This is a genomic window from Allotabrizicola aquatica (SeqCode) (assembly GCF_965194375.1).
In the GTDB taxonomy this organism is placed as follows: domain Bacteria; phylum Pseudomonadota; class Alphaproteobacteria; order Rhodobacterales; family Rhodobacteraceae; genus Tabrizicola_A; species Tabrizicola_A aquatica.
In genome coordinates this window covers 464,903-478,508 of the sequence record NZ_CBDAEL010000001.1, presented here as the reverse complement: position 1 = coordinate 478,508, position 13,606 = coordinate 464,903, and the positions used below count along the sequence as shown (strand labels likewise).

The following is a 13,606-nucleotide window of genomic DNA, read 5'->3' as shown; positions in this document are numbered from 1 at the left end:
ACCCGCGCCATGAGCTATGACCTCACCCTTGGCCCCGCGCGATTGACCGCCCTGCCCTCCGGCGCGCTGCATTGGGCGGCGGAGCGGCTTTTGTGCGTCTCAGACCTGCATTTCGGCAAATCCGAACGCCTCGCGCGGCGCGGCGGCGCGCTCTTGCCCCCCTATGAGACCCGCGCCACGCTCCTGCGGCTTGAGGCTGATCTTGAAGCGACCGGCGCGCGAGTGGTGGTCTGCCTTGGCGACAGTTTTGACGATCTCGCCGCCGCCGAGGGAATGGACGCCGATGACCGCCTTTGGCTCATCCGCCTCATGGCCGGGCGCGACTGGATCTGGATCGAGGGCAACCATGACGCAGGCCCCACCGATCTGGGCGGCAGCCATCTGGCGGAACTCACCCGCGACGGGCTGACCTTTCGCCACATCGGCGGCGGGCCGGGCCATGAAATCTCGGGCCACTACCACCCCAAGGCGCGGCTGGCGGGCAAAGCGTGGCGGGCGTTTCTGTGCGACGATACGCGGGCAATTCTGCCCGCCTATGGCACCTTCACCGGCGGGCTCTGGGCCGAGGATGCCGCCCTTCAGGGGCTGATGGGGCCGGATGCGCGGGCGATCCTGACGCTGCCCGACAAATGTCTCGCCATCCCTATGCCGCGCCCTGCTGTTCGGCGGCCTTAAGACCGGGCACGGGCGGAAACCGGGCGTCCACCTTGGCGCGGTGGTTGCGGCTCACCGGAATCTGCTGACCGCTTTGCAACTGCAACACCAACTTGCCGCCCTCACGGCAGACGGTGGTCACAGCCCCCCATGCCACCCAATGCGACCGATGCACCTGCGCGCCAAGGTGATCCTCCACCTCATCCATCGCATCGGAAAACCGCATCAACAGGCTGGTCTTGCCGCCACTCGTCTGCACATCCACATAATGGTCACGCACCGAGATTGCCCAAATCTCGCCACAGATCGCAGGATCCAACCGCCGCAAAAGCCGCGGCGCAGGGCCGGATCCCACGGTGTCGGTCTGGCTCGGCTCACCGCTCACTGCAATCCGCAACGCGCAAATCCCCAGTGAGACCGACGCGATCAGAACCGCAATTTCGGCACCTTGCACATGGGCGTGAACCTTGTCCGCCACCACCAGAACGATGAGGGCATAAAGCGCCGGCGCCAGCACAATCGCATTCAAACCCGCGATCAGCAGGCTTGCTTTCAGGCTGGGCGCTGGCCAAAAACGGCATGAAACAAGGGTTCTGATCGCGGTGCCAACCACGACGCCCAAGCCCAAAAGCGGTGTCCAGAACAGGGCGCGCTCACTCAACGTCAGCGCGCCATAGCTGCCAAAAGGCCCCATGATCGACACCACAACTGACAGGCACAACCATGCCACCAACGGCACAGGCGACCTTAACTCTGCCAGAAGTTCCCTGCGGAACGACAACATGCGAACCCCGAACCCAAACACCACCTTTTTGCCAGATATCGGAGAATCCGACTCTGATCAATCCGGAGGCGTTGGGCGCGCTGTGGCGAAACCGCCGGGTGGGCGGCCGTTAGGCTGTCAGGCCCTCAGGCTCGGCCAAACCGTTGGCGCGGCAGCAGGCGGTCAGGGTATTGGCCAAAAGGCAGGCAATGGTCATCGGACCCACACCGCCCGGCACGGGCGTGATCGCACCTGCCACAGCGGCGGCGCTGTCGTAATGCACATCGCCCACCAGCTTGGCCTTGCCGTCGCGTTCAATGCGGTTGATGCCCACGTCGATCACGGTGGCGCCGGGCTTCACATACTCGCCGGTCAGCATTTCCGGACGGCCCACGGCCGCCACCAGAATATCCGCCCCGCGGCAGACCGCCGCCAGATCCTTGGTGCGGCTGTGCGCGATGGTCACCGTGCAGCTGTCGCCCAGCAACAGCTGCGCCATCGGCTTACCAACAATGTTCGACCGCCCCACGACCACAGCATTCAGCCCGGCGAGCTTACCATGATGATCGCGCAGCATCATCAAGCAGCCAAGCGGCGTGCAGGGCACCATCGACTTTTGCCCGGTTCCCAGAAGGCCAACGTTCGAAATGTGGAACCCGTCAACGTCCTTGGCCGGATCAATCGTGTTGATGATCAGCTCTGAATTCAGATGAGCCGGCAGTGGCAACTGCACGAGAATGCCGTGAACTTTCGGATCCGCGTTCAGCGATTTCACCAGCGCCAACAGGTCGGCCTCTGACGTCTCGGCGGGCAGCCGATGTTCGAAAGAGGCCATTCCGACCTCGATCGTCGAGGCATGCTTGTTCTTCACATAAACCTTGGAAGCTGGATCCTCACCCACCAGCACCACGGCCAGACCGGGCTGAATACCCTTCTCCTCGCGCAGCTTGGCCACATGGGCCTGCACCTGAGCGCGCACATTGGCAGCGAATGCTTTGCCGTCGATCACCTTGGCCGTCATCTCATCTCTCCCTTACACCGCCGCCGCAAAGGCGCTGCGATAATGTTCCATCTGCATCCGCGTCGCGAGCACGGCGTTCTTCATCAGCGTCAAAACCGTCACCGGGCCAACCCCGCCGGGCACTGGCGTGATCCAGCCCGCCACAGCGGCGCAACTGTCAAAATCGGCGTCCCCCACGGTTCTGCCGTCCACCCGATTGATCCCGATGTCGATCAGCGCCGCCCCCGGTTTCAGCATCTCGCCCGTCACCAGCCCGGGCTTGCCCACCGCCACAAAGACCGCATCCGCCGCACGGGAATGCACGGCCACCTGCCGCGTCATGTGGTGGCAGACCGTCACCGTCGCGCCCAGACCCATCATCAGAAAGGCAATCGGCTTGCCGACAATCTCGCTGTGACCAATCACGCAGACGTCCAAACCCTCCATCCGCAGGGGCAGGGTTTTCAAGATCTCCACCGCCGCCACCGCCGTGCAGGGGCCAAGGGTCAGATCGTTGTACACGATGTTGCCGATCGACGCGGGGTGCATCCCTTCGACATCCTTCATCGGATGCACAGCCTTTTGCAGCGCCTTCACCGGGATATGGGCGGGCAAGGGGCGCTGGATGATGATGCCATTCACGCGGGGATCGGCGTTCAGACCTGCCAGAACGCCGGTCAATTGCTCAAGGCTGATCGCCTCGGGGTAATTGCGCGCCTCAAAGGCCACGCCTGCCGCTTCCGCCGATTTCTGCTGATTGCGGACATAAAGCTCGGCCGCCGCCACATCGCCCACGGAAATCGAGACCAAACGCGGCGCCCAACCTGCAGCGGCCAAAGCCTGCGCCTCTTCGCGCGTCTCATCGCGCATCCGCGCGGCTATCGCTTTACCGTCAATAATCGTCGCCGTCATGTCACCCTGTCAGGGGCGCGAGGCCCCAAGCTTTGCGTCTTCGCGCGCGATCGACCACTCAATGATCCTGCGCCAAAGATCTTCCACCAACTCAGGGTCCAAAGACTGCCGCGCGGCTTCGGCGCGCACCTTGGCGACCACCTCTTCCACCCGCACATCAATCCGGGCAGGCAGGCCGTTTCCCTGCTTTAGCTGGATCGCGCGGTCAATATAGCCCGCGCGCGCCGTCAGCTGCGCCACGATCCCGGCATCCAACGCGTCAATCGCCGCGCGAAGTTCGGTCATGTCGTGGCAATCCTGCGGGGCCTTCATCGCCTGTCCTTCCATGAATTGGGCGTGAGGTATGCTCCCACGCCCAGAAGTTCAAGGCAACAAGGTCGCGATCAGAACAGGCCTTCGACGTTGCCTTCGTCGTTCAGGCGGATCACTTCGGCCGACGGAACCTTGGGCAGGCCCGGCATGGTCATGATCTCACCGCAGATGGCAACGATAAAGCCCGCACCTGCCGAAAGCCGCACTTCGCGCACCGGAACCGAATGGCCGGTCGGCGCACCGCGCACGGTCGGGTCGGTGGTGAACGAGTACTGGGTCTTGGCCACGCAGATCGGCAGATGGCCATAGCCAGCGGCTTCCCACGTCTTCAGCTGATCACGGATCGACTTGTCGGCAATCACGTCATCCGCATGGTAGATGCGCTTGGCGATGGTTTCCAGCTTCTGGAACAGCGGCATTTCATCGGGATAGAGCGGCGCAAAGTTGGCCGCGCCCGATTCTGCCAGCTGCACAACCTTGTGCGACAGCTCTTCGATCCCGGCCGAGCCGTTTGCCCAATGCTTGCACAAGATCGCCTCAGCGCCCTGCTCGGCCACATAGGCCTTCACAGCTGCCACTTCGGCATCGGTGTCCGAGTAGAAGTGGTTGATCGCCACAACAACCGGCACACCGAACGACTTCACGTTGGCGATGTGACGGCCAAGGTTGGGGCAGCCCTTCTGGACGGCAGCCACGTTCTCGGCACCCAAGTCAGCCTTGGCCACGCCGCCGTTCATCTTCATCGCGCGCACAGTCGCCACGATCACGGCAGCCGAAGGCTTCAGCCCGGCCTTGCGGCACTTGATGTCAAAGAACTTTTCCGCACCAAGGTCAGCACCGAAACCAGCTTCGGTGACAACATACTCACCCAGCTTCAGCGCGGTCTTGGTCGCGATGACCGAGTTGCAGCCATGCGCGATGTTGGCGAACGGGCCGCCATGCACGAAGGCAGGGTTGTTTTCCAAGGTCTGCACGATGTTCGGCTGCATCGCGTCTTTCAAGAGGACGGTCATCGCGCCGTCAGCCTTGATGTCGCGGGCGTAGATCGCCTTTTTCTCGCGGGTATAGGCAACAACGATGTCACCCAGACGCTTTTGCAGGTCTTCAAGGTCATTCGACAGGCACAGGATCGCCATGACTTCCGAGGCCACGGTGATGTCGAACCCGGTCTGACGCGGGAAGCCGTTGGCCACACCGCCCAGGTTCACAACGATATCGCGCAGCGCGCGGTCGTTCATGTCCATCACGCGGCGCCAGACGATACGACGCTCGTCGATGGCCAGCTCATTGCCCCAATAGATGTGGTTGTCGATCATCGCCGACAGCAGGTTGTGGGCAGAAGTAATGGCGTGGAAGTCGCCGGTGAAGTGAAGGTTCATCTCTTCCATCGGCACAACCTGCGCCATACCGCCGCCTGCAGCGCCGCCCTTCATCCCGAAGTTCGGGCCAAGCGAGGCTTCGCGGATACAAACCACGGCCTTCTTGCCGATGCGGTTCAGACCGTCGCCCAGACCCACGGTGGTGGTGGTCTTGCCTTCACCCGCCGGGGTGGGGTTGATCGCGGTGACAAGGATCAGCTTGCCATCCTTCTTGCCCGCAAGGCTCTTGATGAACTCTTGGCTCACCTTGGCCTTGTCATGCCCATAGGGCAGCAGGCTTTCGGCCGGGATGCCCAGCTTGGCCCCGATCTCCATGATGTTCTTCTTCTTCGCTTCGCGCGCGATCTCGATGTCGGTTTTGAAGGCCATTTTAATCTCCCAGGGGGCAAACTATCCCGTTTCCGACGTGATAACGGGCAAGTCGGGCTTTGGACGGGCGTTTTCCGACATGTCCCGCACGGTTTTCGCCAGAGGGTGTTTCCGATGGGAAACCTGACGCCACGCGCAGGGGAAAAGCCAAGGGTCGGTCAAAGCCAGATCAGGGGAGAGGGCACCGTCTTTCAAACGCCGCGCGCCCAGCGAGATGAGCCCGGCGGAAACCTTGGTGGGGACAAGGGAGACACCTCAGAGGCCACCATCGGAACGTCTCTTCGTTGTGGCCCTTTGCAGGCCCGTCAGAGCAATTTCTTCCAGCGAAAGATCAGCCAAGGCACGACCGCCGACGCCACCATCAGGCCAATCGCCATCGGATAGCCCCAAGCCCATGTCAACTCGGGCATATGCTCAAAGTTCATGCCGTAGACGCTGGCAATCAGCGTGGGCGGCAGGAACACAAAGGCCACGACCGAGAAGATCTTGATGATATCCGACTGCCGGATGTTGATGACCCCCAGCGTGGATTCCAGCAAAAACAGGATCTTCTGGTTTTGCTTCTGCGCAGTTTCCTGCAGCGATTGGATATCGCGCATCAGGGTTTTCATCCGCACCCCGTCCGCCGCTTTCGTGGCCTTGGATCCGCTCACCAGCAGGGATTGATAGGTCGTCAGCCGTTGCAGCGTGCTCAGGCTTTCGGCTGTCTTGCTGTTCAGATCCTCCGCCCGCCCGATCCTTTGCAAGACCACCGCCAGTTTCTCGGTCTTGCCCGACGGGCGGTGCGCCTCAAAGATCGTGGTGGACAGTGCGTCCAGCTTGCGGGCCTCGGCTTCCAGAATATCGGCCAGCCGATCCACCACGGTATCGACCAGCGACAGCAGCGTTTGCAGCCCCGAGGTTCCGCCCAGATCGTGCCGCGCGGCCCAACCGGCGAAGAAGTCAAGCGAGCCGGGATGGTGGTAATGCACCGTCACCAAACAGTCTGGCAAAAGGACAAAGGTCACAGGACCGATTTCGGTCAGCTTTTCGGACCGCGTGGCCAGTATCTGCGCGGTCAGGAAATGCGCCGCACCTTCCTGATACAGCCGCGACGAATGCTCGATCTCTTGCATGTCGTCGTGGGTCGGGATGTTGATCTTCAGCGCCGCCTCAACCGCCTGCTCCTCCTCGGCAACCGGCGACTCCATGTCGATCCAGACGGCCCCAGCCAGATCGGCCCCCTCGATCCGGACCAGCCTGCCATTCTCTGCCCGATATGCCGTGATCATCCGCTGCACCGATCCGTTGCGCTGAGAGAAAGCCTAGCGGCGTGCCGCGAAAAGCAAAAGGCCCCGCGTCGGGGGCGGGGCCGTTCTAATCTGGATCAGACACAGTCCTGCCTGCCGCACGACTGCGCTTACCCCGCGCGGGCGGCGTCCAGATGCGCCCAGACCGGCTGGTCGGGAATATGCAGGCGAATGGTGTCGCCCAAGGCAAAGCGGCCCTCCCGCTCCACCCAAGCCGTGACACCGCGTCGACCTTTCGCCGCCGTCTTATAGCGTTTGCCAAAGCCGGGATGCTGGCCCTCAATCGGCCGGGCGGGCAAGGTGCAGGGGCGGTTGTTCATATCGATCACCAAGGTCGCGCCACTGGCCCCTTGCAGCCGGGACGAGGGCGGGAGATGGCTGAAATCAGGGATACCTTCGATCACCATCGTCGCCCCCACCAGCGCGGGATCAAGTTCTGCCAAACCCATCGCCGCCGCCGTGGCCGCCAGATCTTCGGCCGACAACAGCGTCAACTGCCGGGTGTTGCGAATTTCGGTGTTGCTTTTGTAAAGCGCCTTAACCCGGCTGCAGGCCGGGCGGGTCAGCCCGCCATGGGCCTCCCCCTCGGGTCCGGCGAAGGTGGTCATCAGGCCGGGCTGGCTTTGGCTTTCCAGCGCCGCTGCGCGGTCGGGAACGCAGCCCAGCCAAACAATGCGACCAATGAACTGGGTGGGTTTCAGCGCGCTCATGACGGCTCCTGTCAGATCAGGGGCGCAGAGCCGCGCCCACACAAAGAAAAACCCCGAGGCCATGGCGTGGCCTCGGGGCGATGGTGGTTCTACCCAATCACGCCAAAGGCTCGGGCGACGGATCGGGCGCAGCTTTCGGCTTGCGCGGCCGGGTCTTCGGGATCGACACCACACCCTCGCCGCCACCGGCGGCAGGCGGGGCGGCATCATCATCAGAACTGGGCTTGTCACCCGCGATCACCCGCTTGATCTCATCGCCGGTCAGGGTCTCATATTCCAACAGACCCTTGGCCAGACGTTCGAACTGGTCAGACTGCTCCAGCAAGATACCGCGCGCGGTGTCATAGCCTTCGTCGATCAGGCGCTTGACCTCGGATTCAATCAGCATCTTGGTTTCAGCCGACACCGAAAGCCCAGCGGTCTTGCCCTGATAGCCCTCATGCGCCTCAGCATAGTCGATGTTGCCGACCGCATCCGACATACCCCAGCGCAGCACCATCGCACGCGCCAAAGCGCTGGCTTGCTGAATGTCGCCAGACGGGCCATTCGACACGCCTTCTTCACCCCATTTGATGATCTCGGCGGCCTTGCCGGCCATGGTCATGGCGATCTTCTGCTTGCACTCATCCTTGTGCCAGTTCAGCCGGTCAATCTCGGGCAAAGATACCACCATGCCCAAGGCCCCACCGCGCGGAATGATCGTGGCCTTATAGACCGGGTCACATTTCGGCAGCGCCATGCCCACAATCGCGTGGCCCGCCTCGTGATAGGCGGTGTGTTCTTTCTGCTCTTGCGTCAGCACCATCGACCGACGCTCGGCCCCCATCATCACCTTGTCCTTGGCCGATTCGAAATCGGCCATGGCGACAAAGCGGCGGCCAAGGCGGGCGGCGATCAGCGCGGCCTCGTTCACAAGGTTGGCAAGATCCGCACCCGAGAACCCCGGCGTGCCGCGCGCAATCACCCGCAGGTCAACGTCCGGGCCCGAAGGCACTTTGCGGGCGTGTACCGACAGAATCTTCTCACGGCCCTTGATGTCCGGATTCGGCACATGGATCTGGCGGTCAAAACGGCCGGGGCGCAGCAGCGCAGGGTCCAGCACGTCTTTGCGGTTGGTGGCGGCGACGATGATCACACCGTCATTCGCCTCAAACCCGTCCATCTCAACCAAAAGCTGGTTCAGCGTCTGCTCGCGCTCGTCATTGCCGCCGCCCATGCCAACGCCACGCGCCCGGCCCACAGCGTCAATTTCGTCGATGAACACGATGCAAGGCGCGTTTTTCTTGGCCTGCTCGAACATGTCGCGCACGCGGCTTGCGCCGACGCCGACAAACATTTCCACGAAATCAGACCCCGAGATGGTAAAAAACGGAACCCCCGCCTCACCCGCAATGGCGCGGGCCAAGAGGGTTTTACCCGTGCCGGGCGGGCCAACCAGCAAAGCGCCTTTCGGAATCTTGCCGCCAAGACGCGAGAATTTCTGCGGATTGCGCAGGAATTCCACAATCTCCTCAAGCTCTTCCTTGGCCTCATCAATCCCGGCCACATCGTCAAAGGTCACGCGGCCATTCTTTTCGGTCAAGAGCTTGGCCTTCGATTTGCCAAAGCCCATCGCTCCGCCTTTGCCGCCGCCCTGCATCCGGTTCATAAAGAAAATCCAGATGCCGATCAGCACGATAAAGGGCAGCCACAGCGACAACAGGCTCATAAAGCCCGACGACTGCTGCGGTTCAGCCCGCACCTCGACGCCCTTGTCGATCAGCCGTTCGGTCAGCTTGGGGTCATTCGGGGCCACGGTGGCAAAGCGGTTGCCGGTGGTGTCGGTCGCAACCACACGCTCGCCGTCAATGGTGGCGCTGGCCACCTCACCCGCATCCACCCGCTGGATGAATTCTGAATAAGAGACCGTGCGCGAAGCCGTGGTCGACTGGTTCCCACCAAAGGCGTTGAAAAGCGCCAAGATCAGAAGAAACAGAACAACCCAGAAGGCGATGTTTCGTGCGTTACCCACGAAGATACTCCGGTTTTGGGGCCAAAGCCCCTCATGAGGCAACTTCGGCGGACTTGCTTAAAATAGAGATAAGTCTGCCGGGTTCAATGAGATAAGATAAATTCCTTAAAGGAGGGCGCGCATGTCGCAGCCTCTCGGCCAAAGATCGCGCATGGGGCGGCCTGCAAAAGCGCCCCCTGCCATAGGCCCGGTGTCACCTCCAGCACCTGCCGGGGCAGGCCCGTGGCCCGCCAATCGGGACATTGGCGCAACCCTTCGGGACCAAGCGCCCGCACCTCGCCCACCTTTCCCGTCAGGTGCCAACGCCCGTCCCAGACCTGCCCGGCGGGCACCGGCCCGCCACAGGCGCGCGCCTCTCGGCTGACCCAACAGGCCTGATCCCGCCAGCGAAACCGCACCCCGCCCAAGGTGGCATCCTTGCCAAGGCTCAGCGCCCGCTCCAGCCCCGCAAGCTTGGCCTCCCGTGGCGGATGGTGCGCGCCGCTGACCCAACGGATCGCCGCAATCAACAACCGCCGCCTAGTTTCAGGATGCAGCGCCCCAAAGGCGCGCCCCTCAACCCGCAACGCCCCTGCCACCTCGGCCACCGCCTCTTGGGCGGCGACCGCCACCGCATGCTGCACCAAGCCCTGCACCGCCGAAAGGTTGCTGATGACAGCCGAAAGCTCGCCCACGCTGATCCCCAACGGCCCCAGCGCCTGCAGCGCACGCCGCGCCTTGATGCGGGTAAAGCGGTCATTGTCATTCGATGGATCGTCAATCCACGGCAGATTGTGCCGGGTCAGATAGGCCCGCAACTCGGCGCGGGTCTGCGACAGAAACGGCCTGCGAAACGCAACCCCATCAATCGCGAACTCTGGCCGCATGCCGCTCAGCCCATCCAGCCCAGCCGCGCGCGACAGACCCATCAGAAAGGTTTCAGCCTGATCGTCGGCGGTATGGGCCAGCGTCACGACACCCAGGCCTTGGCGCTTGGCCCAAGCGGCCATCAACCCGTACCGTGCCTCACGCGCCGCTTGCATCAGATTGCCGGGCACATCGCCATGCTCCCAGACCAAAACCTCATGCGGCACCATAAGCCCTGCACAGGTTCGCCCAACAAAGGCCGCTTCTTCCGCCGCCTCGCGCCGCAGGCGGTGATCCACTGTCACGGCCTTCAACGCCCAGCCTGCCTCACGCGCGGCGCGCGCCATCAGATGCAGCATCGCCATGCTGTCACTGCCGCCAGACACTGCCACACCAAGGCCTGCAGGACGCGCCCCAGCCGCGCAACCCGCAGCCAAGGCCCTCCTCAACAAAGGCGCATCATCCCCCTGCGCGGCCAGCCATTGGCTGTGATCTACTGACACCCCAGCCCCTGCCGCGACAGATCGGCGTTGGTGGCATGAATGGTGCCGGGAAAGCGCACCGGCACTTCGGCCAAGGTCACGCAGGCATCGGGAACCTGCCCCAGATCGCCCAGCGCCTGCCCCAGCTTCAACAGCGACTCAGCCGCAAACGGCCCGTCCGGCTTGCCCGAAAACGCGTCGAGATAAGCCCGCGCCGCGCCCGCCGTATCGGCCACTTGCACCAGCGCCTCGCCCCGCAGGAAAGCGGCCTCTTGGCTTAAGGGCCCGCCAGGATAGGATTGGGCAAAGGTCGCAAAGAGGTCAGCGGCGCCGCGAAAGTCACCCTGAGCGAGCACCTCCTTGGCCCGGTCAAAGTCGGCTTGCTCACCCATGGCCAGCTCAGGTCCGCCATCAGCTGGCACAGCCGGATCACCACTGATCGCCGGTTCCGTGGGCGCAACAGCCCCCCCGTCCGCAGCCCCGCCCAGCATGGGGGTCTCCGGCAGATTGGCCGGATCGCAGCCCTCGGTCACTTCGCACAACCGGTATTCCAGATCACCGATCCGGTTGGTGCCATCGCTGACCACGCGGGTCAGCCGCAGCTCAATCTCTTCGGCGCGCGAGGTCAGCCGCATCAACTCGGCCTCAATCGCATCCATCCGCTGCAACGCATCGCCCGCTCCGAGACTTCCCCCCGTCGCCCCAGTGGCGACGGTTTCAGATTTCAGCGCGGTGAACTCGGCCATCAACAGGCCGAGCTCCGCCTTGATGTCGGCCAGTGTCTGCGCCCGGTCCTGCGCATGCACAGGCAGGGCAAGCAGGGCGACAGAAAGAACCAGCCAACGCCACATCAGATCAGACCCCCGAGCCCATCGACAGCACGGTCACAGCGCGACGGTTGCGGCTGTAGCATGCCTCTTCCGAGCACACCTCAATCGGGCGTTCCTTGCCGTAGGAAATGGTCTTCATCCGGTCAGGTGCCACGCCTTGGGCCATCAGGAACTGCTGAACCGCCGCCGCACGGCGGGCGCCCAGCGCCAAGTTGTATTCGCGGGTGCCCTGCTCGTCGGCATGGCCTTCGATGATGATCGCATAGTTCGGGTTGGCCGCCAGCCACTGCGACTGACCTTCCAGAACCGTGCGGCCTTCGGGCGACAGGGTGGACTGATCAACGGCAAAGAGCACGCGGTCGCCCACGGTCTGGTTGAAATAGGCGATCGAGGTCGGATCGTTCGGATCGCCCAGACCATTGGTGTCAACAAAACCGCCCGCGCCATTGGCACCGGCACCGCCCGCACCAAAGCGGTCGGGGTTGTTACAGGCCGCCAAACCAAGGGCGGCGATGAGGAGAAGGGCTTTGGGCATCAGGGTCATGGTGGGGTGTCCTTATGGATCTAGGGTGCTCGATTGGGAATGATCTTAGCAGCTTCTTTGCCGCCTGTGAATCGGGTGTCTTGCAGGCTCATCGTCCCCTTCGGGGCTCTTCGCAAGGCCGGGCGGCGGCACCCGCGAAGAGGCCCTGAAAGGGCAACGATGAGCCGCCGTGTTACGGCAAAAGCGGCGACCAAGCCGGGTCGGACGCCGGGCCATCGGTCGGCACCGGCTTTAGGTTGCGGCCCGAGACGTCGACCGAGAACAACTGCGCCTGCCCGCCTGCGCCCGCGGTTTCGCGGGTGAACATCACCACGCGGCCATTCGGGGCCCAAGTCGGGCCTTCGTCCAGGAAGGACGCCGTCAGCAGCCGCTCTTCGCTGCCATCGGTGCGCATCACGCCAATGTGGAAGCGGCCCTCGTTTTGCTTGGTATAGGCAATCATATCGCCGCGCGGGCTCCAGACCGGGGTGCCATAGCGCCCCTTGCCGCCCGAAATCCGCACCGCCTCACCGCCACCCGCCGACATGATGTAAAGCTGCTGGTTGCCCGAGCGGTCGCTTTCAAACACGATCTGGCTGCCATCCGGGCTGAACGACGGCGCGGTTTCAATCGACGGCGCATTGGTCAACTGCCGCAACCCGCCGCCGTTCACGTCCATCGCGTAGATGTCGGAATTGCCGCCCTGCTCAAGGCTAAAGACCACCGTGCCGCCATCGGGCGAAAAGCGCGGGGCAAAAGTCATGGTGCCGGGGATTTCGCCCAAAGACCGCACGGCTAGGCTGCCCACGTCCATGATGTAAATCTGCGGGAAGCCAGAGGCATAAGAGGTGAACAGGATCCGGTCGCCCGAGGGCGAGAAGCGCGGCGCCAGCACGATGGACGAGCTGTCGGTCAAATAGGCGACATTGGCGCCATCGTAATCCATCACCGCCAAACGCTTCTGGCGCTGGTTCTTCGGCCCGCTTTCGGCAACATAAACCACGCGGCTGTCGAAATAGGGGCCTTCGCCCGTGATCCGGCTATAAACCGCATCGGCCACCTTATGGGCCATGCGCCGCCAGCTGCTGGGGGTTCCTGCAAACTGCAGACCCTCGCCCAAAGGCTGGCCGGTGAACACGTCAAACAGGCGGAATTTCACGACGATCCGGTCGCCACTGGCCTGCACGGCCCCCACAATCAGCGCCTGCGCGTTAATCGCCTGCCAGTCATTATAGGCAATCGGCGCATCAAAGGCGCTGATGCCCGAGATATGCGCCTCAGCCGGGATTTCGCGGAAAAGGCCCGTGCCCGCCAGATCGGCCGCCACCACGCGGCTGATATTGGTGGCATAATCCCCCGCCCCGCCCTCATCGACAAAGGTCGGAATGGCAAAGGGCATCGGCTCGATCACCGGACTGTCGATGACGATGTTCAACTCGGCCTGCGCGGGGTGTGCCGCGACAAGGCCGACAATCCCCATCATCAGGGCGGCGGCAAAGGATTTAAACGCGTTCATCATGTCCTCG

13 protein-coding genes are annotated in these 13,606 nt (G+C 63.1%); 1 reads left to right on the top strand and 12 read right to left on the bottom strand.

The features are described from left to right. Positions 1-9 precede the first annotated feature (9 nt). Positions 10-675, top strand: coding sequence for a ligase-associated DNA damage response endonuclease PdeM (gene pdeM, locus AC72UB_RS02365; RefSeq protein WP_505188332.1), 666 nt, complete (start codon positions 10-12; stop codon positions 673-675). On the opposite strand, the gene AC72UB_RS02360 is transcribed toward pdeM, so the two are convergent. The 12 genes from AC72UB_RS02360 to tolB form a co-directional block, all read right to left on the bottom strand. Then, positions 644-1,438, bottom strand: a complete 795-nt coding sequence (locus AC72UB_RS02360; protein ID WP_505188331.1) for a LytTR family DNA-binding domain-containing protein — start codon at positions 1,436-1,438, stop codon at positions 644-646. The two genes, pdeM and AC72UB_RS02360, sit on opposite strands and share 32 nt — an antisense overlap. Positions 1,439-1,547: 109 nt before the next feature. After that, positions 1,548-2,438: a bifunctional methylenetetrahydrofolate dehydrogenase/methenyltetrahydrofolate cyclohydrolase FolD gene (folD, locus tag AC72UB_RS02355; protein ID WP_505188330.1), complete on the bottom strand. Its 891-nt coding sequence runs from the start codon at positions 2,436-2,438 to the stop codon at positions 1,548-1,550. A 12-nt stretch (positions 2,439-2,450) separates the two neighbouring features. Beyond that, a complete protein-coding gene (locus tag AC72UB_RS02350; protein ID WP_505188329.1) occupies positions 2,451-3,329 on the bottom strand; it encodes a bifunctional 5,10-methylenetetrahydrofolate dehydrogenase/5,10-methenyltetrahydrofolate cyclohydrolase in 879 nt (292 codons plus the stop codon). A 9-nt stretch (positions 3,330-3,338) separates the two neighbouring features. Next, complete coding sequence (locus AC72UB_RS02345) at positions 3,339-3,641, bottom strand: chorismate mutase (RefSeq protein ID WP_505188328.1); 303 nt, start codon at positions 3,639-3,641, stop codon at positions 3,339-3,341. A 71-nt stretch (positions 3,642-3,712) separates the two neighbouring features. Beyond that, a complete protein-coding gene (locus tag AC72UB_RS02340; protein WP_463288912.1) occupies positions 3,713-5,389 on the bottom strand; it encodes a formate--tetrahydrofolate ligase in 1,677 nt (558 codons plus the stop codon). A 305-nt stretch (positions 5,390-5,694) separates the two neighbouring features. Then, entirely contained in the window at positions 5,695-6,660 is a 966-nt protein-coding gene (locus tag AC72UB_RS02335; RefSeq protein WP_505188327.1) for a magnesium transporter CorA family protein, read from the bottom strand. Between the two features lie 128 nt (positions 6,661-6,788). Beyond that, positions 6,789-7,388 (bottom strand): MOSC domain-containing protein, encoded by a 600-nt coding sequence (locus AC72UB_RS02330; protein WP_505188326.1) that lies wholly within the window; start codon positions 7,386-7,388, stop codon positions 6,789-6,791. A 97-nt stretch (positions 7,389-7,485) separates the two neighbouring features. Further along, complete coding sequence (gene ftsH, locus AC72UB_RS02325) at positions 7,486-9,399, bottom strand: ATP-dependent zinc metalloprotease FtsH (protein ID WP_505188325.1); 1,914 nt, start codon at positions 9,397-9,399, stop codon at positions 7,486-7,488. An 83-nt stretch (positions 9,400-9,482) separates the two neighbouring features. Continuing rightward, the gene (tilS, locus tag AC72UB_RS02320; protein ID WP_505188324.1) at positions 9,483-10,682 is read right to left on the bottom strand and encodes a tRNA lysidine(34) synthetase TilS; all 1,200 of its coding nucleotides are present in this window, start codon (positions 10,680-10,682) and stop codon (positions 9,483-9,485) included. A gap of 56 nt (positions 10,683-10,738) precedes the next feature. Then, the gene (ybgF, locus tag AC72UB_RS02315) at positions 10,739-11,578 is read right to left on the bottom strand and encodes a tol-pal system protein YbgF (RefSeq protein WP_505188323.1); all 840 of its coding nucleotides are present in this window, start codon (positions 11,576-11,578) and stop codon (positions 10,739-10,741) included. A gap of 4 nt (positions 11,579-11,582) precedes the next feature. After that, entirely contained in the window at positions 11,583-12,101 is a 519-nt protein-coding gene (pal, locus tag AC72UB_RS02310) for a peptidoglycan-associated lipoprotein Pal (protein ID WP_463288907.1), read from the bottom strand. Between the two features lie 172 nt (positions 12,102-12,273). Continuing rightward, on the bottom strand, positions 12,274-13,596 hold the full coding sequence (gene tolB / locus AC72UB_RS02305) for a Tol-Pal system beta propeller repeat protein TolB (RefSeq protein ID WP_505188406.1): 1,323 nt from the start codon (positions 13,594-13,596) through the stop codon (positions 12,274-12,276). Between the last annotated feature and the right edge of the window lie 10 nt (positions 13,597-13,606).

Bases quoted from the DNA above. Each gene is read 5' to 3' on its own strand.
- pdeM (WP_505188332.1), top strand. From the start codon at position 10: ATGAGCTATGACCTCACCCTTGGCCCCGCGCGATTGACCGCCCTGCCC.
- AC72UB_RS02360 (WP_505188331.1), bottom strand. From the start codon at position 1,438: ATGTTGTCGTTCCGCAGGGAACTTCTGGCAGAGTTAAGGTCGCCTGTG.
- folD (WP_505188330.1), bottom strand. From the start codon at position 2,438: ATGACGGCCAAGGTGATCGACGGCAAAGCATTCGCTGCCAATGTGCGC.
- AC72UB_RS02350 (WP_505188329.1), bottom strand. From the start codon at position 3,329: ATGACGGCGACGATTATTGACGGTAAAGCGATAGCCGCGCGGATGCGC.
- AC72UB_RS02345 (WP_505188328.1), bottom strand. From the start codon at position 3,641: ATGAAGGCCCCGCAGGATTGCCACGACATGACCGAACTTCGCGCGGCG.
- AC72UB_RS02340 (WP_463288912.1), bottom strand. From the start codon at position 5,389: ATGGCCTTCAAAACCGACATCGAGATCGCGCGCGAAGCGAAGAAGAAG.
- AC72UB_RS02335 (WP_505188327.1), bottom strand. From the start codon at position 6,660: ATGATCACGGCATATCGGGCAGAGAATGGCAGGCTGGTCCGGATCGAG.
- AC72UB_RS02330 (WP_505188326.1), bottom strand. From the start codon at position 7,388: ATGAGCGCGCTGAAACCCACCCAGTTCATTGGTCGCATTGTTTGGCTG.
- ybgF (WP_505188323.1), bottom strand. From the start codon at position 11,578: ATGTGGCGTTGGCTGGTTCTTTCTGTCGCCCTGCTTGCCCTGCCTGTG.
- pal (WP_463288907.1), bottom strand. From the start codon at position 12,101: ATGACCCTGATGCCCAAAGCCCTTCTCCTCATCGCCGCCCTTGGTTTG.
- tolB (WP_505188406.1), bottom strand. From the start codon at position 13,596: ATGAACGCGTTTAAATCCTTTGCCGCCGCCCTGATGATGGGGATTGTC.